The following is a 236-nucleotide window of genomic DNA, read 5'->3' on the forward strand; positions in this document are numbered from 1 at the left end:
TGGGCAATGTTGTGCCATTTAAGCGCGTTTGCTGGATTTATTGTGCCGTTTGGTTCAATCATAGGACCATTAATTATTTGGTTAATTAAAAAAGATGAAATGCAAATGGTCAATGAGCACGGTAAAAAAGCGCTTAATTTTCAGATAACCATGGCAATTGCCTATATAATTTGTTTTGTATTGATGTTTGTTGTGATCGGTGTAATTTTATTACCTATTGTGGCTATCTTTTCTTT

Annotated in this window: 1 protein-coding gene; it reads left to right on the plus strand. The window is 33.5% G+C overall.

Annotated features, from left to right (window positions below):
* Positions 1-236, plus strand: a 236-nt coding sequence (locus R2R70_RS23125; protein ID WP_410979361.1) for a DUF4870 domain-containing protein, incomplete at both ends; no start/stop codon positions are given.

The organism is Cobetia sp. SIMBA_158, from assembly GCF_046566945.1.
Lineage (GTDB): Bacteria > Pseudomonadota > Gammaproteobacteria > Pseudomonadales > Halomonadaceae > Cobetia > Cobetia amphilecti.